The sequence below is a fragment of the Vogesella aquatica genome, assembly GCF_028548455.1.
In the GTDB taxonomy this organism is placed as follows: Bacteria; Pseudomonadota; Gammaproteobacteria; order Burkholderiales; family Chromobacteriaceae; genus Vogesella; species Vogesella aquatica.
In genome coordinates this window covers 59,162-82,382 of record NZ_JAQQLF010000016.1, presented here as the reverse complement: position 1 = coordinate 82,382, position 23,221 = coordinate 59,162, and the positions used below count along the sequence as shown (strand labels likewise).

The window sequence follows — 23,221 nt, the reverse complement described above, 5'->3', positions numbered from 1 at the left end:
ATCCGTTTCATGCGTGGATTACTGATACTTTTACTGTTGTACCCGTTTCTGGAAATGTACTCGCTATTCAGCCTGGCCGACCATATCGGCGGTGGCTGGACGCTAGCCTGGGTTATTGTCACCTTCTTGCTGGGTAGTGCCCTGATGCGCAACAGCAAGCTGGGCGGGCTGCTGACCCTGGCCGGCACCCTGCGCGAAGGCAAGGTATCGCTGTTCTCGCTATTGTGGCCGCTGCGCGTGATGCTGGCCGGCTTGCTGCTGGCCATTCCCGGCCTGGTAAGCGATGTACTGGCCCTGCTACTGATGCTGCCGTGGAAAGGCCCCAAACTTGCCAATATCGATATGAGCCAGGCCTTCCGCCAACCCGGTGCCCAGCAGCATGGCCCGGATAATGCGGCCAACGGTGACATTATCGAAGGCGAATACGAGCACGTAGACCGCACCACGCCGAACGATCGCCGCCTGCACTAGGCATCCGGCAGTAAGAGTGCCAGCGCGCTAGCCGCATCCAGCCCGGTAATGGCCACGATCTTGTGCCGGTTACGCTCGCCACTGAGCAGCACCACCGCCTTGCGCGGCAGGCCCAGGTAGCCGGCCAGCCAGCGCACCAGCTCGGCATTGGCCTTGCCTTCTACCGGCGGTGCGGCCAACCTGATTTTAAGCGCCTCGCCATGCTCGCCGGCAATCTCGCTTTTGCGGGCGCCAGGCTGAACATGCAAAGTCAGGCGCAGGCCATCGGCCTGAACGGTTAACCAGGGTTTCATCGGGCTTCTTTGCAAAAGGAAGCATTGTAAAACGTATCGTCATCACGTTTCACGGGAGCATCACCATGGATATCGGCATTTCCGAACAAGACCGCGCACGCATTGCAGAAGGCCTGTCGCGCCTGCTGGCCGACAGCTACACCCTGTACCTGAAGACCCACTTTTTCCACTGGAACGTGACCGGCCCCATGTTCCAGACCCTGCACCTGATGTTTGAAACCCAGTACAACGAGCTGGCGCTGGCGGTAGACCAGGTTGCCGAGCGCATCCGCGCCCTGGGCCACGTGGCACCAGGCAGCTATGGCGACTACGCCCGCCTGACATCGATCAGCGAAAGCCAGGGCGTACCCAAGGCACAAGACATGATTCGCGAGCTGGTACAGGCGCACGAAACCGTCTGTCGCACCGCGCGCTCGCTCTTTCCGCTGGCCGACGCGGCGGCAGACGAGCCTACCGCCGACCTGCTGACCCAGCGTCTGCAAGTACACGAAAAAACAGCCTGGATGCTGCGCAGCCTGCTCGAAGGCTAAGCACGTAGCGGGCATGCTACACTCCGTCCAGGAGTCCGCCATGCCCGCACCTCGTCTTTTCAAACCGGTCCCCGCTGCGGTAGACCGGTCCTTGTTCAAGGTCGCGATATTGATATCGCTGGCCTTGCATCTGCTTTTGCTCGCCAGCGCCGGCGGGCTGATCCCCCCTATTACGCCTCCGGCGTGGCCGCACAGCACGCTGCAGGTCACCGTACTGAAAACCCCGCCGTCTGCCAAGCCTGCCCGTGCGGACATGCTGGCCCAGCACGACAGCCAGGGCAGCGCCAGCCCATCTGGCGACAACAGCACGCCCGCCGCCCCGGCACGCACTAGCCCGCAAGCCAGCCTGCGTGCGGCCAACACGGCCCCCGATAGCCAGCAGGATACCGCAACACCGGTGCGCGACAACCGCCAGCAAGCCCGCCTGGGTGCCGCTGCCGTCGGCGTGAGCTGGGCAGCCTACGTAGAAGACTGGCGCCGGCGTGTCGAGCGCATCGGCAACCGCCACTACCCGCCCGAGGCGCGCGCCCGCGGCCTGTACGGCAGCCTGGAACTGGTCGTCACCCTGCGCGATACCGGCGAGCTGATGAATGTCCGCATTGCACGCAGCTCCGGCAGCCCGCTGCTGGACCAGGCCGCCATCGATATCGTTCGCCTTGGCGCGCCCTACCCACCTTTCCCTGCGCGACTTGCGCAAGAGTACTCATCGCTGGAAGTCGTGCGAAAATGGTCATTTACCACGGCGCACCGGCTGGACGGCAGCTAGGGCTTGTTAACGCTATTTTTGCTGCTGCGGCACTTGGCAGGCGGCGGCAATGCGCGAAGAACCGGGCGCAGCAGGGCGACCCCTGCCAGCACGGTTTGACAAAGCAGCGCCCCGAAGGGCAGGCCCGCCAAGCTTGCCACGGCGGCGTTATCGGGCTTGCGCCGGGAGCCACCCAGCGCATCGTCCTGCGCCTGGCATTGGAAAACTTCCCGGGCCGGCACCGCAGCCAGAAATAGTGCCAACAGGCCCTCATCGCCCTTACCCGTAAAGGACACACCATGTACGAAGTCAACCGCAGTATCGCCATCCTCAAACCGCGCCAGCCCTTTCTGGACTGGCTGAAGAGCCTGCCAGGCGGCCTGGATGAGCAGCTGGAACTGGTGCAACTGCGCGGCGACTGCAACGCGCTGCTGATTCCGGCTGCCGACGACTACGACAGTGCCGAAGATTTTGTCCGCCAGCATTACCACTCGCTGTTTGCTGCCGAGCTGGCCGACTGGTGCGAGGACGAAGCATTCTGGCCCGCACTGACGCCCGCGCTGTTTACCGATTGGTTCGACGTGGAAATCCACTCCGTGCTGACCGACCTGGTAGAACAGCCGCTGGAGCGCGAAGCCTTCATCCCGCTGGACCTGGATCAAAACTAAAACAGGCCGGCACCCTGCCGCGGCGATCGCTGCGGCCAACCTTTCCACACGAGGGGAAACATGCAACACATTACCAAGATCAAGGTACGCGGCTACCATCTGGACCTGTACCAGCACGTGAACAACGCGCGCTATCTGGAATTTCTGGAAGAAGCCCGCTGGACCTACTTTGAAGAACGCGCCGACTTGCCAGCCTTTCTGGCATCCGGTATTGCCCTGATTGTGGTGAACATCAATATCGATTACCGTCACCCCGCCACCATGAACAACGAGCTGGCCATCGCCACATCGGTAAAGTCGGTCGGCAACCGCAGCGCAGTCATCCACCAGCGCGTGACGCTGGATGGCAGCGACACACTGGTGGCCGAAGCCGACGTGACTTTTGTTGCGTTTGATGGGCGGCAAAACAAAGCGGTACCGATTGAAGGCAAAATGCGGGAACTTCTGGAAGGCCTGCAACACCAAGCCTGACCTGCCAGGCTGCCGCAAGGCGGCCTTACCTGACGGATTTAGCACAATGAAGCTCAAGCACACCCTGATGATCCTGGCGCTAGGCGCCGCCGCCACGCTCAGCGGCTGCGCGTTTACCGACGCCGCCCCGGCAGTGAGCTATACCAGCCTGTCCGGCCAGCAGGCCAGCACCGACAGCCTGAAAGGCAAGGTGGTACTGGTGAACTTCTGGGCAACCAGCTGCAGCGGCTGCATGGCGGAAATGCCCAGGATGGTGGAAACCCACCAGAAATACGCCAAGCAGGGCTACGAGATGGTGGCCGTGGCCATGAGCTACGACCCGCTAAACTACGTGCAAGCCTACGTGAACGATAAAAAACTGCCTTTCTTTGTCACGCTGGACAAGGATGGCAGCATTGCCAAAGCTTACGGCGAAATCCAGCTGACCCCCACCAGCATCCTCATCGACAAGCAGGGCAATATCGTGAAGCGCTACGTGGGCGAACCGGACTTCAAGGAACTGCACCAGCTGATCGAACAGCAGCTCAAGGTCTGATGCCGGCCAGCAGCCAGCAAAAAGCCGCTTCAACCGAAGCGGCTTTTTTCATTGGCAACTTAACGTTGGCCGCATACCGGGCAATCCGGGTCACGCGGCACCTTCAGCTGGCGAAAGCTCCCCTCCAGCGCCTCGTACAGGGTCAGCTGCCCCAGCGCCGGGTGGCGGCCAGCCAGCAGCTTCACCGCCTCTACCGCTTGCAGGCTGCCGATGACGCCCACCAGTGGCGCCAGCACGCCAAAGGTGGCACACGGCCCGTCGCTGGCCTCGCCTTCCTCCGGAAACAGGCAGTGATAACACGGCGAGGCTGCATCGCGTACGTCATATACCGCCAGCTGGCCACTGAAACGCACCGCGGCACCCGATACCAGCGGCACGCGGGCGGCCACGCAGGCACGGTTGATGGCATGGCGGGTGGCAAAGTTGTCGCTGCAATCCAGCACCAGGTCGTGCGCGGCCACCTCTGCGGCCAACCTTTCACCTGCCAGGCGTTCGTTCAGCAAGCGCAGCTGTACGTCGGGGTTGATGGCAGCCAGTCGCGCCGCGGCCGACGCCACCTTGGGCTGACCCAATGTCTGCATATCGTGAATCACCTGGCGCTGCAGATTGGTCAGCTCTACCGTGTCGTCGTCTACCAGCGTGAGCTGGCCCACCCCGGCGCTGGCCAGATACAGCAAGGCCGGCGCACCCAGGCCACCGGCACCTACCACCAGTACACGTGCGGCCAACAGGCGCTGCTGGCCTTCGATATCGATCTCGGGCAGCAGGATATGCCGGCTGTAGCGCAACAAGGCGCTGTCGTTCAGTTCTTTTGTCATGATGTAAAACGGCCGCTTGCGCGGCCGTCGGGTAGCCCCCGCAGGAGCAGTAAAAAAGCAGGCTTACTCTTCCGCCACCTTGCGGCTGAATTTCACGCCCAGCTGCTTGAGCTTGCGGTACAAGTGGGTGCGTTCCAGGCCCACTTTCTGCGCTACGCGGCTCATATTGCCGTTTTCCAGCACGATGTGGTACTCGAAGTAACGGCGCTCCAGCTGTTCGCGCAACTCGCGTAGCGGCAGGCTGAAGTCGAAGCCGGTTTCTTCCACCGGTTTCTCGTGGCGGAACTGCGCCAGCACCTTGTTGACTTCGGCCGCATCGATATCATCCGACTCGGCGGTCAGGCCCAGGCTCTTGATGATGCTGCGCAGCTGCTCCAGGTTGCCCGGCCACTCATACTGGCGCATGGCATTCAGTGCCGCCGTGGTCAGGCGGCGCGTGGGCATCTGCTTGGACTCGATCAGCTCGTGCAGGATCTGCTCGGCAATGAAGGTGATGTCTTCCGCGTGCTCGCGCAGCGGCGGAATCGGCACAATCACGCTGGACAGCGCGGTCAGCATGCGGTTATCGCATTCCGGGTCTACCAGCAGCTCTTGCAATGGCCGGCTGCAGGAACACACCAGGCGTACGTTGAAGCGGTCCAGCTTGGACAGCAAGAACAGCAAACCTTGCTGCGTACGACGGTTGTACTGGCCGATCTCGGGCAGGAACAACACGCCGTTATTGGCTTTTTGCAGCAGTTCCAGCGGCGCATCGGCCAGCTGTTCCAGCTTGGCTGGCGTTACCCACGGGGTATTGCCGTGGTGGAAAAACCTGGCCACCAGCTCGAAACCTACGCCTGCCTCACCGGTCAGCAATACCGGCGATTTCACCTTGGAAACGCGCTCCAGCTGGCGCTTCAGTTCGTGTATAGGCGCGCTCTTGCCCAGCTTGTCCAGGTTCAGCGAGGTATTCGCCTGCATATCGCCGTATTTCAGCGCGCGCTGCACCGTGGTCAGCAGTTTCTGTAATGCAATCGGCTTTTCGAGGAAATCGAACGCACCGATACGGGTCGCTTCAACGGCCGTGTCGATGCTGGCATGGCCAGACATCATCACCACCGGCATATTGAGCTGCCCGGATTTGGCCCACTCCTTTAGCAAGGTAACGCCATCACAATCGGGCATCCAGATATCCAGCAGCACTAGGGCCGGTCGGGTCTGGTTCCGCAATTGGCGGGCAACTTCGGCATTTTCTGCCAGGGCGACGGTAAAACCTTCGTCCTGCAGGATTTCCGAGAGCAACTCCCGGATACCGATCTCGTCATCAACAATCAGAATATCGCTGCTTCGCATTAAGCCTCCAGCAATGGCAGGGTGAGATGGATCCGCGCACCGCCACTGTCTGCATTGGCCAGATAAATCTGGCCGTGGTGTTCCTCCACTATTTTTTTCACCACAGCAAGGCCCAGGCCGGTCCCTTTCGCCTTACTGGTTACGTAAGGCTCAAAGGCACGTGGCAGAATGTCTGCACTGAACCCGGCGCCGTTGTCCTGTACACAGACGAGCGCGTTCCTTCCTTCTAGTCGGCTGCTAATTTGAATCATCGGGATGCTAGCGTCAAGGACTGCATCTTGCGCATTCTGCAGCAGGTTATGCAAAACCTGGCGCAAAAGTGCCGCATCACCCATAAACGCCAAGGGTTCCGGACTCAAATCCACTCTCAGGGCAGGGTTGCTTTCGTAGAGGATCAATACCTCTCGTACCAGCTCATTCAGGTCCAGCGGCACCAGTTTTGTCCTGGGGGCGCGTGCGTAATCCCGGAATGCGTCTACCATGCCTTTCAAGGCCGTTACCTGTTTGACGATGGTATCGGTGGCACGCCGCAGCATGTCGGCGTCGCTGCCTTCGAGCTTGTCGGCCAGCTTCATCGCCAGACGCTCGGCTGACAGCTGTATCGGCGTCAGCGGGTTGCGGATTTCATGCGCCAGCCGCTTGGCCACCTCGCCCCAGGCGGCATCGCGTTGGGCGCGCGCCAGCTCGGTAATATCGTCAAACACCACAACATAGCCGGTAGCGGACTGCTCTGGCAATACCGCCCCCCGCGCCACCAGCTGGCGGCTACCCTGCGGCCCCAGGTAATCCACTTGCTGTTGCCAGTCGTGCGGGCTGGCATTGGCAGCTTCGCGCAGGATGGTATCCACCAATGGCGACAGCTCCGGACGCAGCGCCGGCCATACCTGTATTTCGTGCGCGGCCAGCTCGGCAAAGTCCACCCCCAGGATGCGCCCGGCACTGGTATTGGCCGCACGCAGGTTCCAGCTGCTGTCAAATGCCATCACACCGGCCGACAGGTTGGCCAGAATGCTTTCCAGATACAGTTTGCTGGATTCCAGCTGGCGGCGGCTTTCATCGGCGGTATGCCTGGCCTCGTCCAGCTGCTGCGTCATACGGTTGAACATGGTGGTGAGAATGCCCAGCTCGTCTTTGCGGTACACCGGGTGGCGCTTGGAATAGTCGCCCTGGGCGACCGCACGCGTGCCTGCGGCCAACTCGGATAGCGGTGCCGACAGCCGCTCGGAAATGAACAGCGCAAAAGCCAGGGCAGCGGTAAGCGCCAGCAGGAACACCAGCGCCAGCGTCAGCATGTAAAACGTCTTGAGACCGTCCCGCGCCAGCACCAGCTGGCGGTAATCGGTGCGCGCGTCTTCGATCAGCTCGGCGTCGCGGGCGATATCGGCCGGTGCCGGCTGTATCACCTGCAGGATCAACTGCTCGCCGGTGATATAGCTGCGGTAAGGCATCAGCACTTTCAGCAGCAGGCCGCTGCGTGCGTCATTGTCGATGCTCTCGTGCGTCTTGCGGCCTTGCAGCGAGCGCAGCAGTTCGTAGTCGGGCGCGCGCGGCAGGTAGCGGGTATCGTCCGGGCCGGCAAAGCTCACCAGCTGGCCCTGGCGGGTGTAGACCGCCACCTCCTCCACCCCCAGTTGCTCCCGCAGGCGGGAAAGCCGGCTATTGAGCTCGCGTTCGCTCTGGTCGGCTACGTCCAGGGCAATCACGCGGGCTTTACGCGATACGTCGGTCAGCACGTAGCCCAGCGCGTTCTTGCCCAGCTCCAGGCCGCGGTCCAGTGCGCTTTCCACTTGTACGTTGAACCAGCTTTCGATACTGCGCGTGAGGAACTGCGCCGATACGGTAAACACCAGCATGCCCGGCAGCAGCGCCACCACGGCAAACATCACCACCATTTTCTGCGTGAGCTTGGCGCCGAATTCACGGCTTTTCACGCGGCGGCGCAGGCGCAGCAGCTGGCGCACCACCACCCCCACCAGACCGGCCAAGCCCAGCACGTTCAGGCCGAACACCCACCAGTAGTACTCGGCCAGCTTGGACGTGTTACCAGTAGAAATGGCCAGCAGGTAGAGCATGACGACACCCAGTGCCGCCGCAATCACCGGGTAACGCATCAGTTATTCACCTCGGGGGCCACCGTTATCCAGTCGGACTCCAGCGTCCAGTCGCGCGAGCCCAGCGCGTTCAGCTGGAACGGCCGCGGTAGCTGGCTGATATCCAGCTCCAGGCGCACCCTGCCGCGCAAACTGTGCTGGCTGTCGCTATCCCAGCCAGACACATCCATCACTCGCCACCCCGCGATACTGCCCACAGCAGACAGGGCTTCATTCAGGGAGCCGTAATTGGTCGCCAGGCCGCCAATGGCCACGCGATAGCGGTTGGTCAGCCGGTAGTACACCAGCTTGAAGCTCAGTGTGGCAGTGGGTTCAAACAGGGTCTTGAGTTGCTGCCACCAGGCGGATGAGCGTGGCCGGGTCAGCTCGAAGGTCAGCTGGAAGGTAAGGGGGACACCCTGCTGCAACGCGTCTTGCAACGGTGCCGGCAGGGTGGTCTGGTAGCGGGTGGAGATCTCCAGCGCGCCCTCTTCGATACGGGCAGACAGACGGCGCGCCACGATGTCCTCTGCCGCCTGCGCAGGTAGCGCAGACAGCAGGCACAGCAAAAAGCCTAGCGCGAGGCTAAACCTTTTTAACCAGCAGGGCGTAGTAGAAGCCGTCATGTTCCGAGGTAGGCAGCAATTGTTCGTCTTTCAACAGTTTCGCATCGCCATGGCGCTTGAGGAAAGCGTCCACTTGCTGGCGGTTTTCCTCGGGCATGATGGAACACGTGGCGTACAGCAGCTTGCCGCCTGCGGCCAACGTTGGCCACAGCGCATCCACCATGGCAGCCTGCTGCTTGCCCAGCGCGGCAAAATCGTCCGGGCGGCGCAGCCACTTGATATCCGGATGGCGGCGCACCACGCCGCTGGCCGAGCAGGGTACGTCCGCCAGAATGCGGTCAAACGGCTGGCCGTCCCACCAGGTTTCCGGCTTGGCCGCATCGGCCGCTTTCAGCGTGGCAGACAGCCCCAGACGCTGCAGATTGTCTTCTACGCGCTGCAGGCGTTCGGCGTCCACATCCAGCGCCAGCAGCTTGACCTGGGCCAGCTCCAGCAGATGGCCGGTCTTGCCGCCCGGTGCCGCGCAGGCATCCAGCACACGCATGCCGTCAGCCACGTCCAGCAGCAGCGCCGCTTTTTGCGCGCCGAAGTCCTGTACCGACACCACGCCTTCGGCAAAGCCTGGCAGGTCGCGCACATTGCACGGCGCGTCCAGCTGCACGGCCTGGCCCTTGATGATGCGGGCCTTGATGTCTTTTGCGGCCAACTGTGCCACGTAGTCTTCCGCGCTGAGCTTGCCGGCGTTCACACGCAAGGTCATCGGCGGGCGGCGGTTGGACATTTCCAGCACCGAAGCCCACTGCGTCGGGTAGGCCGCGCGCAGGCGCTGTACCCACCAGCGCGGGTGGTTGTAGCGCGCTTCGTTGTCGCGGCCGGCGTCGGCCAGCAGGTTGTCTTTATTGCGCAGGAAGTTGCGCAGCGTGCCGTTGACCAGGCCTTTCAGGCGCCCCATGGCGATGTCTTCGGCGCAACGTACCGCCTGATCGACCACGGCATACGGCGCAGCGCGGGTGTGTGCCAGCTGGTACAGCGCCACCAGCAGCAAGCGTTCGATGTCGTCGGACGGCAGGCGCTTGGGTACCAGCTCGCGCAAGATAAAACGCAGCTGCCCCAGGTGGCGCAGGGTGCCGTAGCCGATATCCTGTAGCGCACCGCGCTCGCCAGCGCTGAGCTCGGTGCTGCGCTGGGCGGCCGCCAGTGCTTCGGTGAGGGTACGGCCTTCTTCGACACGCGCGATCAAACCCGCGGCCAGTTCCTGAATACGATGCATGCTGTTTGGGTCTTTCCAATAAAACCGGCCACCACCCGGCTAGGGCGGTGGCCGCAAATCAAATTTAAGGCCGAATGATACCGTTTCACGCGCCGCCGCGGGCGATCTCCTGCAGGCGGGCGATACGTTCTTCGGTGTGCGGGTGGGTACGGAACAGGCTGCTGATGCCACCGCCGCCGGACAGCGGGTTGATGATCATCATTTGTGCCGTTTCCGGGTGCGCCTCAGCAGCCGGCATGGTGCGGTACTGCGCGTAGTACTCGATCTTCTGCAGCGCGGCGGCCAAGGCTAGCGGGTCGCCACTGATTTCGGCGCCGCCACGGTCGGCTTCAAACTCGCGCGCACGCGAAATCGCCATCTGGATCAGGCTGGCAGCCAGCGGCGCCAGGATGGCTACGGCGATAGCGGCAATCGGGTTCACCGGGCGGCCGTCTTCGTCGCGGCCGCCAAAGAACATGGCAAAGTTGGCCAGGGCGGAAATGGCCCCCGCCATGGTGGCGCTGACGGTAGAAATCAGCGTGTCGCGGTGCTTCACGTGGGCCAGCTCGTGCGCCATCACGCCGCGCAGCTCGCGGTAGTCCAGCATGCGCATGATGCCAGTGGTGGCAGCCACGGCAGCGTGCTCGGGGTTGCGGCCGGTGGCAAAGGCGTTGGGCTGCTCTTCGTGGATCACGTACACGCGCGGCATGGGCATATTGGCGCGCTGTGCCAGCTCGGCCACCATGCCGTACAGCTCGGGGGCGGATTGCGCATCCACCTCCTGAGCGTTGTACATACGCAACACCATCTGGTCGGAGTTCCAGTAGGCGTACACGTTCATGGCGCCGCCCAGCAATAGCGCGATCAGCATGCCGGTCTTGCCGCCCATCATGCCGCCCATCACCACGAACAGCGCCATGATGGCGGCCATCAGCATCGTGGTCTTGAACCAGTTGAAACCACCCATGGCGTACTCCTTTCTCGGGTCTGTTACAGACTATGGGGACGGCTGAGCGTCTGCTCAAGCCCCCAGTACGGTACCGGCCAGCGCCGGGCGGCCGGCGATGAAGTCGCGTGCGGCCAACCTTTTGCCACCGGCGGCCTGCAGTTGCGTCAATACAACAAGCCCGCCGCCACTGCCCACCACCACGCCGTCGGCATCTGCACGGACCACTTGCCCTGCCGCCGCCTGGCCGTCGATAGCGTGCGCATGCCACAGCTTCAGCGCCTCGCCCGCCAGCAGCGTGTGCGCCCCCGGTGCCGGGTTATAGGCGCGGATGGCGCGCGCGATGTCGGCCGCCGGCAGCTGCCAGTCGACGCGTGCTTCTTCCTTGCTGAGCTTGGCGGCGTAGGTCACGCCGTCTTCCGGCTGTTTGACTGCCGGGCTGGCATCGAGTGCCGCCAGCGTGGCCACAATAGCTTCGGCGCCCAGTGCGGCCAACTTGTCGTGCAGGCTGGCCGCCGTATCGTCAGCCGTGATGGGTAGCGGGTGCACCGACAGCATGTCGCCGGTATCCAGCCCCACGTCCATCTGCATGATGGTGATGCCGGTCTCGGCGTCGTCCGCCAGGATGGCGCGCTGGATAGGCGCCGCACCGCGCCAGCGTGGCAGCAGCGAGGCGTGGATGTTGAGGCAACCGCGCGCCGGCATGTCCAGCACCGCCTTGGGCAGCAGCAGGCCGTAGGCGGCCACCACCATCACCTCGGCACCCACGTCGGCCACCAGCGCCTGCGCTTCCGGTGTTTTCAGTGTCAGCGGCTGCTCCACGCGCAGGCCGTGTTGCAGCGCCAGCTCTTTCACCGGGCTGGGTTTGAGCTTCATGCCACGGCCGGCCGGGCGGTCCGGCTGGGTCAGCACCAGCGGAATATCATGGCCGGCGTCGATCAGCGCTTGCAGCGCCTGGGCAGCGAATACCGGGGTGCCGGCAAAAATCAGTTTCATCGGAAGCCTTCCTGACAGCATGGCCTGGGCCGTGGCTGCAATAACTAAGGGGCACGCCGGCGTGCCCCGTCTATCAAGGACAAACCCTGCTAGCACTGCCCGCAGGGTTTGTGGTGCAAAATGGCACACTGCCTGCCAGCGGGGCTGGCAGGCGGATCGCACTTACATATTCTGCTTTTCGCGTTTTTTCATGCGGGTCTTGATGCGGTTTTGCTTCATCTCGGACAGGTATTCCACGAATACCTTACCATCCAGATGGTCTACCTCGTGCTGCAGGCAGATCGCCAGCAGTCCGTCGGCTTCCAGCTCGAAAAACTCGCCCTTGGCGTTTTGCGCCCGCAGCGTGACACGTTCGGCACGGGTGACCTTGTCGTACACGCCAGGCACCGACAGGCAGCCTTCTTCGTACACGGTTTCACCGTCTTTTTTCAGGAATTCGGGATTGATCACCACCAACGGTTCGGCCTTGTCTTCCGATACGTCGATCACCAGCAGGCGGTAGTGATAATTCACCTGCGTGGCGGCCAAACCGATACCTTTGGCCTCGTGCATGGTTTCAAACATGTCATCGACCTGCTTTTGCAGCGCCGCGTCGAAGGTAGTGACCGGGGCGGCTACCTTGTGCAGGCGCGGGTCGGGATAGTGCAGGATGTTAAGCAGTGCCATGATTCAAGCAGATTTCCAGTTGTAGGATGACGGCAGCGGGAACGATAATGTTGCCAGCATCCGGTTAGCCTTTTTCGCAAGTGCCGGTCAAATGGGGTCACTTTCTGATGTTTAAACCTATTATATCGCTACTCCTCGCCCTTGGCCTGTCCGCGCCGGCTTGTGCCGATACCCTGGCGCTACGAGAGGACGCACCGCAACGCTATGTGGTCAAAAAAGGCGATACCCTGTGGGACATTTCGGCCCGGTACCTGAAATCTCCGTGGCGGTGGCCGCAGCTATGGCGCCTGAACCGCGAGGAGATCAAGAACCCGCATCTGATCTATCCTGGCGAGACGCTGGTATTGGACATGATAGACGGCGAACCGGTTCTGCGCCGCGAAGGTAGCCGCGTGGTCAAGCTGTCGCCACAGATCCGCCCCCAGCAGCTGGACGCCGCAATCAGCACCATTCCGGCCAAAATGATCGAGCCCTTCCTGAAGCGCCCGCTGCTGCTGGACGACCTGTCCGGCTACGACAGTGCGCCGCGCATCATTGCCGGCCAGGACAACCGGGTGATCCTGTCCACCACCGATGTGGCATACGGCCAGGGGCTGGACGCTGGCGGCACGTGGCAGGCCTACCGCCTGGGCCGCACCATTAGCGACCCGGACACCAAGGAAGTGCTGGGCCACGAAGTAACCTACGGTGGCGAGCTCACGGTCAGCAAGCTGGACACCATCAGCACGCTGAAAGTAGGCAAGGTGGCAGAAGAAATCCTGGTGGGTGACCGACTGATGAAAACCAGCCAGTTCACCGTGATGCAGTACGCCCCGCACCAGGCCCCGGCCACGCTGGAAGGCCGCGTGGTGAGCGCCTACAACGGTGTGAATGAAATCGGCCAGAACTACAATGTAATGATCAACCGCGGCCTGCGCGACGGGGTGGAAATCGGCCACGTATTCGGCATCTACCGCGCTCCGCGCACGGTAGAGATCGCGCCCAAGCAGCAAGCGGTACTGCCCACGCAGCAAGTTGGCCGCCTGATCGTCTACCGTGTCTTCAACAAGGCCTCCTACGCACTGGTGATGGATGCCAGCCAGCCGGTCATCGTGGGCGACCGCATCGCTCAGCCGGAATGAGCTACAGCCTGCAAGACTGGGCCACGCTGGCGCTATCTCCCGGCGTCGGCCCGCAACGCTTTTTGCAGCTATTGCAGCGTTTTGGCAGCGCCACTGCCGTACTGGCTGCCAGTCGCAGCCAGCTGGCAGGCCTGCTGGAAGGCGATGCACTGGACGCACTGGGCGGCGACATCGCGCGCCAGAGCGCTGCCGACGCCCTGGCCTGGGCGCAGCAGCCTGGCTGTAGCCTGCTCACACTGAACGACGCCGACTACCCCTGCCAGCTGGCCGAAGCCGGCGCCGCCCCGCCGCTGCTGTTTGCCCGCGGCCAACGAGCACTGCTCGCCACCCCCATGCTGGCTATCGTCGGCAGCCGTAATGCCACCCCGCAGGGCGAAGACAACGCGCGCACCTTTGCCAAAAGGTTGGCCGCACAGGGCTATACCATCGTCAGCGGCCTGGCCGGCGGCATCGACGCCGCCGCCCACGAAGGCGCCCTGGCGGCCGGCGGTGGCACCATCGCCATCATCGGCACCGGCATAGACCGCGTTTACCCGGCCAGCAACCGCAAGCTGGCACACCAGATCGCCGAGCAAGGCCTGATTTTGTCCGAGTTCGCGCTGGGGATGGGCCCGCTGGCGCAACACTTTCCACGGCGCAACCGCATTATTGCCGGCCTGTGCCGTGGCTGCCTGGTGGTAGAAGCCACACTGCAGAGCGGCTCGCTGATTACCGCCCGCCTGTCGCTGGAAGCCGGGCGCGAGGTGATGGCGATACCGGGCTCCATCCTGAACCCGCAAGCACGCGGCTGCCACCGTCTGATCAAGGATGGCGCACGGCTGGTAGAGACGGTAGACGACGTACTGGACGAAATCGGCAAGCCGTCCGCACTACGGCCCGATACCGAGACCCAGACAGAACCAGGCATCGCCCAAGGCCCCGATATTCTGCACGCCATGGGTTACGACCCGGTCGATGCCGACACCCTGGCCAGCCGGCTCGGGTTGACGGCGGGGGATGTTTACGCGATGCTTCTCGAGCTCGAACTACTGGGCCATGTCGACAGCATGCAAGGCGGGCGCTACCAGCGCCGAGCCGACGCCCACTAGCCAACCCACACAAGTGACTGATTCCTATAGATGTTTGACGTTCTCGCCTTTTTGCTAGAAGAATTCAATGACCCCGATCATTGCCCCGCCCGTGATGATCTGGGGCGCCAGCTCGCCGCAGCAGGTTTCGAAAATGAAGAAATCAGCGACGCACTGGACTGGCTTGACGGCCTGAACGAGCTGAATGAAGGTGCCTATCTGGGTGCCAATGACGGCAGTGGCATGCGTGTTTTCCATGACTACGAAATCTCGCGCCTGCCCAGCGATGTACGCGGCCTGATTGTTTTCCTGGAACACAACGGCGCCCTGTCACCGGCCCAGCGCGAGATGCTGATCGACCGCCTGCTGGTGATGCCGGACGACGAAATTACCCTGCCAACAGCCAAGCTGGCCGCGCTGATGGTACTGTGGGCACAACGCGCAGAACTGCCGGTGCTGGTAGGTGAAGACCTGCTATCCGCCCTGCACGGCGAACCCACCATGCAATAAGCACGCACTGCGCGCCATCAAGGTTGGCCGCAGTGTCCGGATTCGACAAGAGCGCAAAACCTTGCGCTCTTGTTTTGTTTGATGAATACACAATATGTCGCGCCGCATGGCGTGCTACTGAAAACAAAGCAGACATGCCCTCCAGTCTCCTGATCGTCGAATCGCCCTCCAAGGCGAAAACGCTGAAAAAATATCTGGGCCCGGACTTTGAAGTCCTGGCTTCCTATGGCCACGTGCGCGACCTGGTGCCGAAAAACGGTGCCGTGGACCCGGAAAAAGACTTCGCGATGAAGTACCAGCTGATTGCGCGCAACAGCAAACACGTGGACGCCATCGTCGAAGCCGTGAACAAGGTAGACCACGTCTACCTGGCAACGGATCCGGACCGCGAAGGCGAAGCCATTTCCTGGCACCTGGTAGAAATCCTCAACAAGAAAAAACTGTTGAAGGATAAAACCGCCCAGCGCGTGGTGTTCCACGAAATCACCAAAAATGCGGTGCTGGAAGCCATCGCCAATCCGCGCGCCATTGCGCAAGACCTGGTAGACGCCCAGCAAGCACGCCGCGCGCTGGACTACCTGGTAGGCTTCAACCTGTCGCCGCTGCTGTGGAAGAAAATCCGCCGTGGCCTGTCGGCAGGCCGTGTGCAAAGCCCGGCGCTGCGCCTGATCTGCGAACGCGAAAACGAGATCAAGGCCTTTGTGGAGCAGGAATACTGGACAGTCCACCTGGACAGCCACAAGAGCCGTACCAAATTCAGCGCCAAACTCACGCAGTTTGCCGGTAAAAAGCTGGAACAGTTCGACGTGCCCAACGAAGCGGAGCAAAGCCGCATTCTGGGCTTGCTGGCTGGCCATGCGGCCAACGTCACCAGCATCGAAAAGAAAAAGAAATCGCGCAGCCCCGCCGCGCCGTTTACCACGTCTACCCTGCAGCAGGAGGCCGTGCGCAAGCTGGGCATGACCACCGACCGCACCATGCGTACCGCGCAGCAGCTGTACGAAGGTATCGATATCGGCCAGGGTACCGTGGGCCTGATTACCTATATGCGTACCGACTCGGTAGCGCTGGCCAATGAGGCGGTAGAAGAAATCCGCGGCTATATTGCCGAGCGCTTCGACGCCGAGCACCTGCCCAAGAACGCCGTCAGCTACAAGAATAAGTCCAAGAATGCCCAGGAAGCGCACGAGGCGATCCGCCCGACGTCCATCCTGCGCACGCCGGAATCGGTAAAGCCGTTCCTGACCACCGACCAGTTCAAGCTGTACGACATGGTGTGGAAGCGCACGCTGGCCTGCCAGATGGCGCCTGCACGCTTTGACACCACCAGTATCGATATTGCCGTAGGCGACGGCGTCTTCCGTGCCAGCGGCCAGGTGCAGGTATTTGCCGGCTTCCTGTCCGTGTACGAAGAAGACGTAGACGATGCCGAAGACGAAGAAAACGCCAAACTGCCGCTGCTGATTGAAGGCGAAACCCTGCCGGTAGACAAGCTGTATGGCGACCAGCACTTTACCCAGCCGCCGCCGCGCTTCTCGGAAGCCAGCCTGGTGAAAGCGCTGGAAGAGTTCGGCATCGGCCGCCCTTCTACTTACGCCAGCATCATCTCCACGCTGAAAGACCGCGAATACGTCATCATCGACAAAAAGCGCTTCTTCCCCACCGATACTGGCGACATCGTCAACAAGTTCCTGACCGAGCACTTTGCCCAGTACGTGGACTATAACTTCACCGCCAAGCTGGAAAACCAGCTGGATGAAATTGCCAGCGGCAGCCGCCAGTGGGTACCGGTGATGGATAGCTTCTGGAAAGGCTTTTCCAAGCAGATCACCGAAAAAGAAGGCATTTCGCGCGCAGAAGTCACCACCGAAAGCCTGGACGAGGCCTGCCCGAAATGCAGCAAGCCGCTGTCGATCAAGTTCGGCAAACGCGGGCGTTTCATCGCCTGCACCGGCTACCCCGACTGCGACTACACCCGCAACGTGGGTGAAACCGCCGAGCAGGCCGCAGCAGAAGCCGAGGCGCCAACCGTCATCGAAGACCGTACCTGCCCGGAATGCGGTGGCGAGCTGCATATCAAGAAGGGGCGTTTCGGCAAGTTTATCGGCTGCGCCAACTACCCCAAGTGCAAGCACATCGAGCCGCTGGAAAAACCACGCGATACCGGCGTGCAGTGCCCGGAATGCAAAGCCGGCAGCCTGATCGAACGCAAGAGCCGCTATGGCAAGCTGTTCTACAGCTGCAACACCTACCCCAAGTGCAAGTACGCCACCTGGAACCCGCCGATTGCCGAGCCTTGCCCGAAATGCAACTGGCCTATCCTGACGCTGAAAACCACCAAGCGTCGCGGCACCGAGAAAGTGTGCCCGCAGAAAGAATGCGGTCACGCCGAGCAGATCGCCCCGCCGGAAGGCAAGGCCGAAGCCTGATGCTTTGCCATGCGAAAGCCAGCCGAAAGGCTGGCTTTTTTCATGCGTACGCCAATCACAATTCACGCCAAACACATGGCCTGGCAAGCAATTTCACGCAGAAATCATGCCGGAAAGCCACTAAGCTTCTAACGCAGCCGCCCGCCTATGGCCAGCATGGCCACGCAAACTGCCTCTTGTTTGCCAGACGGACAGCCCCATAGGGCCATGCCGCGCGCTCCTGCGCAGCATGACATGGCAAACCGGCACCTCTGGCGGGGTGCGCCGCGGACTCTCGACATGAACAGCCAATTCTTCCTGAGCGGCAGCAGCGTGCTGACCGTGGTATTTGCCATGGGCGGGGCCTGGCCACTGCTGGCACTGTCATTTCTGGTGATGATGATCGGCATCTGGCTGGCTGACCGCGAGCAGATCGCGGCACAGGCACCGGACACGCTGGCCATGTTTGTACAAGACGAGCGCCCGCTGCTACCGCTGGATTATTTCCAGGGTAAACAACTGCTGTGGTACCAGGCCGGCACCCCGGTCTACCGCATCCTGCAAGCGCAAGACACTACCTGGGAGCTGGTCGGCAATGAAGGAGAAGTGCCGTTCGAAAACGGCATGATACGGGTCGTCCCGGGGCTGCTGTACCGGCAACGCCCTGCAGGCTAGGGCCGCCGCAATCCCGCGCGGCGCTGCCACATGCCACGCTAGCGTACATCAGCCAAACAACACCAGCCCCCACACCAGGCCCAGGTTGACCAGGCCCAGCAACTGGGCCGCACTACCCATATCCTTGGCCCGCTTGGCCAGCGGGTGTCGTTCCAGCGAGGTGTGATCCACCGCCGCCTCAATCGCCGAGTTGAACAGCTCGATGATGAGCGTTGCCAGCGAGCTGGCCACCAGCAACGCCCGCGCCAAGGGCGTGGCAGGCACCACAAACAGCGCCAGCGGCACCAGTACGATAGCCAGCAGGGTGAGCTGCCGGAAGGCGTCTTCGTGCCGGTAGGCAGCACGCAAGCCGTCCAGCGAGTAGCCAAAGGCATTGATCAGGCGTTTTACGCCGGTTTTACCCTTGAACGGGCTTTCCTGATGCGAACTCATGGTGATCCTGTGAGGTGAAGTCGGGTTGGCCGCAGCGGCCACTGCAGCCGTTTGTCCAGCGCTGGCGGTAGCCAGGCCTCGCCGCGCGAATCGATCAACAGCCAGCCGGCCAGGCCAAAGCGGCCAGCATAGCGCGCTGCCGCTTGCGGCCCGGCAAAGTACAGCGGCTTGGACGCCACGTCGGACAGCAAGCCGGCGTGCGGCCCCGGGCGGCTGAATACGGACACGGATTGTACGTGACAGCGGCTTTGCGCGTCGCGCGGGTCGATAAGATGGCAATAGCGTCGGCCGTTCAGCACAAAAAAGCGCTGATAGTCACCCGAGGTGCCTACCGCCTCGCCATCAGCCAACGCCAGCGTCGCCATGGCGTCGGCCTGGCGCGGGTGACGCACGCCTACCTGCCAGGGCTCGCCACCGGGCTTGCTGCCCAGCGCAATAATGTTGCCGCCAATATTTAACAACGCCGAGCTGATGCCTGCCTTAAGCAAACGCGCCCGGCTGCGGTCTAGCGCCCAGCCTTTTGCCATACCGCCAAAATCCAGCTGCACAGCCGGATTACGGCTAAGCCAGCGGCCATCCGGCTGGCGCAGCAAGTCGGCCATGCGTGGCTGCGCGGCGGCGAGGTCCGATAATACCTGCGCCGCAGGCAAACGCGCGGCATACTGCTCGGCATGAAAGCCCCAGGCCGCCACCATGGCGCCAATCGCCGGCGAAAATAAACCATCGCTTTGCTGCTCCAGCTGCTGGCCTAGCGTAATCAGCTCGGCCAGCTCGGCCGACGCGTTAAAGGGCTCGCCGGCAGCAATGGCCTGGTTGGCCGCATAAACCTCCCCTGCCGGCTGCCAGGCGTGCAGCCGCTGGTGCAGCTGGTCCAGATCCCCCAGCACCTGCGCCATGGCTGCCTGCGCCTTGCCACGATCGGCATCGTAGACGGTCAGTGCGACACGGGTGCCGAATACGAAGCTTTCCTGCTGCAGCGGCGCCGGCTGCACGCTGCAGGCGGCCAGTGCAGAAACGACAAAGGCGGCCGCAGCCGCCCGTCGCCAGCCCAGCCTGCGCATCAGGCCGTGTGGCCGGAGGCACGCTCCAGCGCATCGATGAACAGTGCCGCCACATTAATGCCGGCTTGGTCCATGATCTCGCGGAAACATGTCGGGCTGGTGACATTGACCTCGGTGAGATAGTTGCCAATTACGTCCAGGCCCGCCAGCAAGATACCGCGGCGCTTGAGTTCGGGGGCCAGCGCCGCCGCAATCTCGCGGTCGCGCTCGGTCAGCGGGCGGGCTTCGCCACGGCCACCGGCGGCCAGGTTGCCACGCGTCTCGCCACCCTGCGGGATACGCGCCAGGCAATAGTCCACCGGCACACCGTCAATCACCAGCACGCGCTTGTCACCATCGCGGATCTCGGGAATATAGCGCTGCGCCATCACGGTTTGCGTGCCTTGGCAGCTGACGGTTTCAATAATCACGTTCAGGTTAGGGTCGTCCGGCGTCACGCGGAAAATACCGCTACCGCCCATGCCGTCCAGCGGCTTGAGAATGGCGTCCTGGTGCTGGCGCACAAAGCGCTTGAGCCGGTCCGGACGCGAGGTCACCATGGTCGGCGCCGTCTGCTCGGGGAAGTTCAGGATCGCCAGCTTCTCGTTGAAGTCGCGCAGCGCCTGGCCTTTGTTAAAGACGCGCGCGCCTTCTGCCTCGGCCAGGGTCAGCAGCTGCGTGGCGTACAAGTACTCCAGGTCAAACGGCGGGTCTTTCCGCATCACCACCGCGCTAAAGCCTTGCAGTGGCAAACGCTGGCTATTGCCCTTCTTGAACCACTCTTTGCCACCCAGGCCGGTAAAGGTTACCGGGCGGGCTTCGGTCAGGATACGGCCACCCTCGACATACAGCTCACCCGCCTCGCAAAACCAGATGGCGTGGTTGCGCGCATGCGCTTCTTCCATCATGGCGTAGGTGGTGTCCTTGTGGATCTTGAAGCTTTCCAGCGGGTCGGCAATAAACAGTATTTGCATGTATTGGCATCCAGGTTGGCCGCAGCGGGTGCTTACTCGGCGTCGGGGTCGGTGGCTTCCAGCTCGCGCGAGGCCGCCAGCAGCGCCAGGCGGGCTACCACGCCGTAGGCGTAGAAGCGGTTTGGCGGGGCATCGGGGCCAACTTTATGGTCTGGCAGGCAGGCGGTTTCGAACGACAGCGGCACAAAGTGCATGCCGGGTGCGTTCAGGTTTTCGTCCACGCCGCGCCCGGTGTGCACGCGGTAGAAGCCGCCCACCACGTAGCGATCCATCATGTACACCACCGGCTCGGCCACGGCATCGTTGATGGATTCAAAGGTGTGCACACCTTCCTGCACGATCACCTCGCTCACTTCCAGGCCTTCTTTTACCACCGACATCTTGTTGCGCGCCTTGCGGTTCAGGCCAACCACCTCTTCCGGCGATTTCACGCTCATCACGCCCATGCCGTAGGTACCGGCGTCGGCTTTTACGATGACATAAGGGTCGTGGGTAATGCCGTATTCGCGGTACTTGATGCGGATCTTGTCCAGCATTTTCGCCACGTGCTCGGCCAGCGCGTCCTCACCCTGACGGGTGTGGAAGTCCAGGCCGCCAGCGGCGCTGAAATAGGGGTTGATCAACCAGGGGTCGATGGAGATCAGCTGCGCGAAATCATTGGCAACCTGGTCGTAGGCGGCAAAGTGGTTGGTCTTGCGGCGCACGGCCCAGCCAGCGTGCAAGGGCGGCATCAGGTTCTGTTCGATGCCCGCCAGTACGTCGGGCAGGCCGGCAGACAAATCGTTGTTCAGCAGTACGATACACGGGCTGAAACCGTCGGCCAGCACCACGCGGTTACCACGGCGCAGCAGCGGCTCCACCGTCACCACGGCACCGTTGGCCGCAGTCAGCGCGGTAGGCTCGGTGATTTCCGGGTTCAGCGTACCCAGGCGAACCTTCAGGCCGGCTTGCTCGAAAATATGTACCAGCGCGGCCACGTTCTGCAGGTAGAAAGTATTGCGGGTATGGTTTTCCGGGATCAGCAAAATGCTTTTGGCTTTGGGGCATACGCGGTCTACCGCGCTTTGTGCCGCCTGCACGGCCAAGGGCAGAAAATCGGGGTTCAGGTTGTTATGGCCACCCGGGTACAGGTTCATGTCGACCGGTGCCAGTTTGAAACCGCTATTACGCAGGTCTACCGAGCCATAGAACGGCGCAGCGTGGTTGTGCCACTGGCTACGGAACCAGTGCTCGATATGCGGCTGGGCAATCAGGATGCGGCTTTCCAGCTCTAACAAGGGGCCGGTCAAAGCGGTGGTCAAATGCGGTACGGTCATGGTGCCCTTTCTGCGGGGAAAGCGGTAATGGGTGCATGGTGGGGCCGCCGTGCTGCTTATTCAACCCCGTTATCACTTTGTGACGCTTTGCTACAAAATGAAATCTTGCCGTGCTGAGCCGTACGCGCAGGCCAGGCATCGCCTACCTACGTACAAGCCTTTGATTTTAAAGCAGGCCATACCAGCTGGCCACAGCAGATGACAGCATGAAAGCATAAAGCACGCCGTAGCGTGCCTTATTGAACAGTGTGGAAAACACCCAGTATTCTGCTTACAGCGGCCACGGGTCGCCGTAGGCCTGCATATACAGTGACTTGAGTTTGTCCCAGTCAAAGAAATGGTTTTGCGGGCCGTGGCTCGTCACCTTGATGGCGCCCAGCACATTGGCCAGGCGGCCGGTAATTTTCCAGTCGTAGCCGTGCTTGATGCCGTACAGCAGGCCGGCGCGGAAGGCGTCGCCACAGCCCATCGGGTCGACCGGCTTGATCGGCATCTGCACGCGCGGAATCAGGTGGATGGTGTCATCCACATAAATCTCGGCGCCTTTGGAGCCGCGGGTGACGATCAGCGCCTTCACCTTGTCTTTCAGCACTTCTACCGGCAGGCCGGCGCGCTCGCGCATCAGCTCGCTTTCGTAATCATTGATGGCAACGTAGGTCGCCAGCTCCACGATCTCGTTCAGCTCGTCGCGCGACAGCAGCGGCAGCTCCTGGCCCGGGTCGAAGATGAACGGGATACCGGCTTCGTGCAGCTCGCGCGTATGCTGCAGGAAAGCGGCGTGGCCGCCAGGCGACACAATAGCCACCTGCACCGGCTCTGGCACATCGGCAATGTGGTTTACCGTAGCGTGGTCCATGGAGCCGGGGTGGAAGGCCATGAGCTGGTTGCCGTCCTTGTCGGCAATGCCGAAGCATTGCGACGTATACTGCCCGCGAATGGTACGGATAAAGCGGTCATCCACCCCCGCGCGTTTCAGGTGCTGGCGGTAAGGCTCGAAGTCCTCGCCCACCGCGCCCATCACCAGCGGCTTCTCACCCAGCAGGCACAGGCTGTAGGCGATATTGCCTGCCGGGCCGCCAAACTCGCGGCGCATGGTAGGCACCTTGAAGGTGGTAGAGATCTTGTGCAGCTGATCGGGCAGGATATGGTTATCGAAGCGATCTTCGAAATTGAACAGGGTGTCGTAGGCCAGCGCCCCGCAAACGAGAATAGACATGACTCGCGCGCAAACAAAAAAGTAATCGGCGAGTTTATCATGAACGTTTGTTTAAAGGCAGCGGCGAACTGCGGCCAACTTGCAGA

At 62.0% G+C, this 23,221-nt stretch carries 26 protein-coding genes; 11 read left to right on the top strand and 15 right to left on the bottom strand.

Annotation, left to right across the window (positions count from 1 at the left end; genetic code table 11):
• Positions 1-9: 9 nt before the first annotated feature.
• Positions 10-471, top strand: a complete 462-nt coding sequence (locus PQU95_RS13365) for an FxsA family protein (RefSeq protein WP_272752466.1) — start codon at positions 10-12, stop codon at positions 469-471.
• On the opposite strand, the gene PQU95_RS13360 is transcribed toward PQU95_RS13365, so the two are convergent.
• Positions 468-764 (bottom strand): DUF167 domain-containing protein, encoded by a 297-nt coding sequence (locus PQU95_RS13360; protein ID WP_272752465.1) that lies wholly within the window; start codon positions 762-764, stop codon positions 468-470. The two genes, PQU95_RS13365 and PQU95_RS13360, sit on opposite strands and share 4 nt — an antisense overlap.
• A 65-nt stretch (positions 765-829) precedes the next feature.
• On the opposite strand from PQU95_RS13360, the gene PQU95_RS13355 reads away from it, so the two are divergent.
• Together PQU95_RS13355 and PQU95_RS13350 are read left to right on the top strand one after the other, a co-directional pair.
• Positions 830-1,294, top strand: a complete 465-nt coding sequence (locus tag PQU95_RS13355; RefSeq protein ID WP_017507284.1) for a Dps family protein — start codon at positions 830-832, stop codon at positions 1,292-1,294.
• Positions 1,295-1,334: 40 nt separating this feature from the next.
• The gene (locus PQU95_RS13350) at positions 1,335-2,060 is read left to right on the top strand and encodes an energy transducer TonB (RefSeq protein ID WP_272752464.1); all 726 of its coding nucleotides are present in this window, start codon (positions 1,335-1,337) and stop codon (positions 2,058-2,060) included.
• On the opposite strand, the gene PQU95_RS13345 is transcribed toward PQU95_RS13350, so the two are convergent.
• Positions 2,057-2,302 carry a hypothetical protein gene (locus PQU95_RS13345; RefSeq protein WP_272752463.1) on the bottom strand — a complete coding sequence of 82 codons (246 nt, stop codon included), beginning with the start codon at positions 2,300-2,302 and terminating at the stop codon, positions 2,057-2,059. The two genes, PQU95_RS13350 and PQU95_RS13345, sit on opposite strands and share 4 nt — an antisense overlap.
• A 36-nt stretch (positions 2,303-2,338) precedes the next feature.
• Between PQU95_RS13345 and PQU95_RS13340 the strand changes: the two genes are divergently transcribed.
• From PQU95_RS13340 to PQU95_RS13330, 3 genes are read left to right on the top strand one after another with little or no spacing between them, the layout of a single operon-like run.
• A complete protein-coding gene (locus PQU95_RS13340; RefSeq protein ID WP_272752462.1) occupies positions 2,339-2,707 on the top strand; it encodes a VacJ in 369 nt (122 codons plus the stop codon).
• A 60-nt stretch (positions 2,708-2,767) separates the two neighbouring features.
• On the top strand, positions 2,768-3,178 hold the full coding sequence (locus PQU95_RS13335) for an acyl-CoA thioesterase (RefSeq protein WP_272752461.1): 411 nt from the start codon (positions 2,768-2,770) through the stop codon (positions 3,176-3,178).
• 46 nt (positions 3,179-3,224) lie between these two features.
• The gene (locus PQU95_RS13330) at positions 3,225-3,713 is read left to right on the top strand and encodes a TlpA disulfide reductase family protein (protein WP_272752460.1); all 489 of its coding nucleotides are present in this window, start codon (positions 3,225-3,227) and stop codon (positions 3,711-3,713) included.
• Between the two features lie 59 nt (positions 3,714-3,772).
• Here the strand turns inward: PQU95_RS13330 and PQU95_RS13325 are convergent, their stop codons facing one another.
• The 8 genes from PQU95_RS13325 to def all read right to left on the bottom strand — a co-directional run bounded on the left by PQU95_RS13325 (position 3,773) and on the right by def (position 12,376).
• On the bottom strand, positions 3,773-4,531 hold the full coding sequence (locus PQU95_RS13325; protein ID WP_272752459.1) for a HesA/MoeB/ThiF family protein: 759 nt from the start codon (positions 4,529-4,531) through the stop codon (positions 3,773-3,775).
• A gap of 63 nt (positions 4,532-4,594) precedes the next feature.
• Positions 4,595-5,863, bottom strand: a complete 1,269-nt coding sequence (locus tag PQU95_RS13320; RefSeq protein ID WP_017507290.1) for a sigma-54-dependent transcriptional regulator — start codon at positions 5,861-5,863, stop codon at positions 4,595-4,597.
• Complete coding sequence (locus PQU95_RS13315) at positions 5,863-7,974, bottom strand: sensor histidine kinase (RefSeq protein ID WP_272752458.1); 2,112 nt, start codon at positions 7,972-7,974, stop codon at positions 5,863-5,865. Before PQU95_RS13315 ends, PQU95_RS13320 begins: the two co-directional genes overlap by 1 nt.
• A complete protein-coding gene (locus tag PQU95_RS13310; RefSeq protein ID WP_272752457.1) occupies positions 7,974-8,579 on the bottom strand; it encodes a DUF4390 domain-containing protein in 606 nt (201 codons plus the stop codon). The genes PQU95_RS13315 and PQU95_RS13310 overlap by 1 nt, the downstream gene beginning before the upstream one ends.
• Positions 8,539-9,789, bottom strand: a complete 1,251-nt coding sequence (rsmB, locus tag PQU95_RS13305) for a 16S rRNA (cytosine(967)-C(5))-methyltransferase RsmB (protein ID WP_272752456.1) — start codon at positions 9,787-9,789, stop codon at positions 8,539-8,541. The genes PQU95_RS13310 and rsmB overlap by 41 nt, the downstream gene beginning before the upstream one ends.
• A gap of 85 nt (positions 9,790-9,874) precedes the next feature.
• Entirely contained in the window at positions 9,875-10,735 is an 861-nt protein-coding gene (gene htpX / locus PQU95_RS13300; RefSeq protein WP_272752455.1) for a zinc metalloprotease HtpX, read from the bottom strand.
• A 54-nt stretch (positions 10,736-10,789) separates the two neighbouring features.
• A complete protein-coding gene (gene fmt, locus PQU95_RS13295) occupies positions 10,790-11,710 on the bottom strand; it encodes a methionyl-tRNA formyltransferase (protein WP_272752454.1) in 921 nt (306 codons plus the stop codon).
• Positions 11,711-11,872: 162 nt separating this feature from the next.
• The gene (gene def / locus PQU95_RS13290) at positions 11,873-12,376 is read right to left on the bottom strand and encodes a peptide deformylase (RefSeq protein ID WP_272752453.1); all 504 of its coding nucleotides are present in this window, start codon (positions 12,374-12,376) and stop codon (positions 11,873-11,875) included.
• 107 nt (positions 12,377-12,483) lie between these two features.
• On the opposite strand from def, the gene PQU95_RS13285 reads away from it, so the two are divergent.
• The 5 genes from PQU95_RS13285 to PQU95_RS13265 all read left to right on the top strand — a co-directional run bounded on the left by PQU95_RS13285 (position 12,484) and on the right by PQU95_RS13265 (position 18,157).
• Positions 12,484-13,497, top strand: coding sequence for a LysM peptidoglycan-binding domain-containing protein (locus tag PQU95_RS13285; protein WP_272752452.1), 1,014 nt, complete (start codon positions 12,484-12,486; stop codon positions 13,495-13,497).
• A complete protein-coding gene (dprA, locus tag PQU95_RS13280; protein WP_272752451.1) occupies positions 13,494-14,585 on the top strand; it encodes a DNA-processing protein DprA in 1,092 nt (363 codons plus the stop codon). Before PQU95_RS13285 ends, dprA begins: the two co-directional genes overlap by 4 nt.
• A gap of 30 nt (positions 14,586-14,615) precedes the next feature.
• The gene (locus PQU95_RS13275; protein WP_017507299.1) at positions 14,616-15,074 is read left to right on the top strand and encodes a Smg family protein; all 459 of its coding nucleotides are present in this window, start codon (positions 14,616-14,618) and stop codon (positions 15,072-15,074) included.
• A 134-nt stretch (positions 15,075-15,208) separates the two neighbouring features.
• A complete protein-coding gene (gene topA, locus PQU95_RS13270; RefSeq protein WP_272752450.1) occupies positions 15,209-17,503 on the top strand; it encodes a type I DNA topoisomerase in 2,295 nt (764 codons plus the stop codon).
• Positions 17,504-17,782: 279 nt separating this feature from the next.
• Positions 17,783-18,157, top strand: a complete 375-nt coding sequence (locus PQU95_RS13265; protein ID WP_272752449.1) for a hypothetical protein — start codon at positions 17,783-17,785, stop codon at positions 18,155-18,157.
• A gap of 48 nt (positions 18,158-18,205) precedes the next feature.
• Here the strand turns inward: PQU95_RS13265 and PQU95_RS13260 are convergent, their stop codons facing one another.
• From PQU95_RS13260 to PQU95_RS13240, 5 genes are all read right to left on the bottom strand, one after another.
• Complete coding sequence (locus PQU95_RS13260) at positions 18,206-18,589, bottom strand: diacylglycerol kinase (RefSeq protein WP_272752448.1); 384 nt, start codon at positions 18,587-18,589, stop codon at positions 18,206-18,208.
• Entirely contained in the window at positions 18,586-19,650 is a 1,065-nt protein-coding gene (locus PQU95_RS13255; RefSeq protein ID WP_272752447.1) for an FAD:protein FMN transferase, read from the bottom strand. The genes PQU95_RS13260 and PQU95_RS13255 overlap by 4 nt, the downstream gene beginning before the upstream one ends.
• Positions 19,650-20,603: a glutathione synthase gene (gene gshB, locus PQU95_RS13250; protein WP_272752446.1), complete on the bottom strand. Its 954-nt coding sequence runs from the start codon at positions 20,601-20,603 to the stop codon at positions 19,650-19,652. Before gshB ends, PQU95_RS13255 begins: the two co-directional genes overlap by 1 nt.
• 32 nt (positions 20,604-20,635) lie before the next feature.
• Positions 20,636-21,919 carry a glutamate--cysteine ligase gene (gene gshA / locus PQU95_RS13245; RefSeq protein ID WP_272752445.1) on the bottom strand — a complete coding sequence of 428 codons (1,284 nt, stop codon included), beginning with the start codon at positions 21,917-21,919 and terminating at the stop codon, positions 20,636-20,638.
• A 271-nt stretch (positions 21,920-22,190) separates the two neighbouring features.
• On the bottom strand, positions 22,191-23,135 hold the full coding sequence (locus PQU95_RS13240; RefSeq protein ID WP_272752444.1) for a carbohydrate kinase family protein: 945 nt from the start codon (positions 23,133-23,135) through the stop codon (positions 22,191-22,193).
• Positions 23,136-23,221: the final 86 nt, after the last annotated feature.